Origin of the sequence: Cysteiniphilum sp. 19S12-1 (genome assembly GCF_052030685.1) — a bacterium.
GTDB lineage: Bacteria > Pseudomonadota > Gammaproteobacteria > Francisellales > Francisellaceae > Caedibacter.
Genome location: NZ_JBQAJM010000069.1, coordinates 1 through 2018, shown reverse-complemented (window position 1 = coordinate 2018; position 2018 = coordinate 1). Strand labels below are relative to the sequence as shown.

Here is a 2018-nt window from a genome sequence, read left to right as displayed (position 1 = left end):
ATGATCTAAGGATTTAAACTGAAGAGTTTGATCCTGGCTCAGATTGAACGCTGGTGGTATGCTTAACACATGCAAGTCGAACGGGTTCGGAAGACAGAATACAGATGACAGAGTACAGAGGTTTGAATGCAGCAAGCTGCATAAATGATTTAAATTTTAGTGATTTAGAATGATTTATCGCGGGAGCGATTCGACTACTATCTTGAGTCTTCTGTTATCTGTCTTCTGGCTAGTGGCGGACGGGTGAGTAACGCGTAGGAATCTGCCGTATAGTGGGGGACAACAGTTGGAAACGACTGCTAATACCGCATGACACCTTCGGGTCAAAGGTAGCACTTATGTGCTGTCGCTGTACGATGAGCCTGCGTTGGATTAGCTAGTTGGTTGGGTAAAGGCTGACCAAGGCGATGATCCATAGCTGTTCTGAGAGGAAGATCAGCCACACTGGGACTGAGACACGGCCCAGACTCCTACGGGAGGCAGCAGTGGGGAATATTGGACAATGGGGGCAACCCTGATCCAGCAATACCACGTGTGTGAAGAAGGCCTTAGGGTTGTAAAGCACTTTAGTTAGGGAGGAAGGTTGTTAGGTTAAGAGCTAGACAATTTGACGTTACCTAAAGAATAAGCACCGGCTAACTCCGTGCCAGCAGCCGCGGTAATACGGAGGGTGCGAGCGTTAATCGGAATTACTGGGCGTAAAGGGTTCGTAGGTGGTTAGATAAGTCAGATGTGAAAGCCCTGGGCTCAACCTGGGAACTGCATTTGATACTGTTTAACTAGAGTTTACTAGAGGATTGGGGAATTTCCGGTGTAGCGGTGAAATGCGTAGAGATCGGAAGGAACATCAATGGCGAAGGCAACAATCTGGGGTTAAACTGACACTGAGGGACGAAAGCGTGGGTAGCAAACAGGATTAGATACCCTGGTAGTCCACGCTGTAAACGATGAGTACTAGCTGTTGGATCTGGTGTAAAAGATTTAGTGGCGCAGCTAACGCGTTAAGTACTCCGCCTGGGGACTACGGCCGCAAGGTTAAAACTCAAAGGAATTGACGGGGACCCGCACAAGCGGTGGAGCATGTGGTTTAATTCGATGCAACGCGAAGAACCTTACCTGCCCTTGACATCCATAGAAGAATTCAGAGATGGATTTGTGCCTTCGGGAACTATGAGACAGGTGCTGCATGGCTGTCGTCAGCTCGTGTTGTGAAATGTTGGGTTAAGTCCCGCAACGAGCGCAACCCTTATTTTTAGTTGCCATCATTAAGTTGGGCACTCTAGAGAGACTGCCGCTGATAAGGCGGAGGAAGGTGGGGACGACGTCAAGTCATCATGGCCCTTACGGGCAGGGCTACACACGTGCTACAATGGGCATTACAGAGGGAGGCGAAGGTGCGAGCTGGAGCGAAACTCAGAAAGGTGTTCGTAGTCCGGATTGCTCTCTGCAACTCGAGAGCATGAAGTCGGAATCGCTAGTAATCGCGGATCAGAATGCCGCGGTGAATACGTTCCCGGGTCTTGTACACACCGCCCGTCACACCATGGGAGTGGGTTGCAAAAGAAGTAGATAGTCTAACCCTACCACTTTTATTATTTTGATATGTTGATGATTGTTAGTTGGCTGTTGAGATGGTAAAAGTGGTAGGGGGGACGTTTACCACTTTGTGATTCATGACTGGGGTGAAGTCGTAACAAGGTAGCCGTAGGGGAACCTGCGGCTGGATCACCTCCTTAAAGGTACGAAAGTACAAAAGATATAAGAAAGAGCGAGAAGTATTTAAGTGTTTACAATTGATGTTTTTTAGTCCGGAAGACAGAAGGCAGAAGACAGAAGACAGAAATTGAGTCAAGCGAGCTTGAAGGGTTAATATTTAAATTAATTCATCGCGAAGCGATTCGAATACTGTCCTTTGTTCTCAGTTTTCTGTTTTCAGGCATGGGTCTGTAGCTCAGCTGGTTAGAGCGCACCCCTGATAAGGGTGAGGTCGGTAGTTCAAGTCTACTCAGACCCACCAT

At 48.1% G+C, this 2018-nt stretch carries 1 tRNA gene and 1 rRNA gene; both read left to right on the top strand.

Going from position 1 to position 2018, the window contains the following annotated elements:
• The first annotated feature begins 15 nt into the window (after positions 1–15).
• A 16S ribosomal RNA gene (locus ACTS4L_RS11210) occupies positions 16–1736 on the top strand.
• 204 nt (positions 1737–1940) lie between these two features.
• Positions 1941–2017: transfer RNA gene (locus ACTS4L_RS11205), tRNA-Ile, on the top strand.
• Position 2018 lies beyond the last annotated feature (1 nt).